The following is a 228-nucleotide window of genomic DNA, read 5'->3' as shown; positions in this document are numbered from 1 at the left end:
AGGTGGCCCCTATAACAGCATAGGTATCTGTGTCTATATAAAGGTTCCCCTGGAATGCCAGTACATCTTTTCTTTTGGGTTGGTATCTTATCTGAAAGGCTTTTTCTCCTCGAATAGAAATAGTATCTACTAAATTATAATCATAAGTTCCAAACCCATCAGTTCCTGCGGGACTTTGAAACCCTATATCAAAGTAATTTAGGGTGTTGTCGTAAATATTGATATCCC

Annotated in this window: 1 protein-coding gene; it reads right to left on the bottom strand. The window is 37.7% G+C overall.

Features of this window, described 5'->3' with window-relative positions; genetic code table 11:
• The coding region (locus SB679_RS26645) for a DUF5686 family protein (protein WP_410705472.1) at positions 1–228 on the bottom strand (228 nt) is incomplete at both ends.

The organism is Chryseobacterium sp. SIMBA_029 (assembly GCF_046535275.1).
Classification (GTDB): domain Bacteria; phylum Bacteroidota; class Bacteroidia; order Flavobacteriales; family Weeksellaceae; genus Chryseobacterium.
Note: the sequence above shows the minus strand (reverse complement) of the source record. Positions and strands in the feature narration are given on the sequence as shown.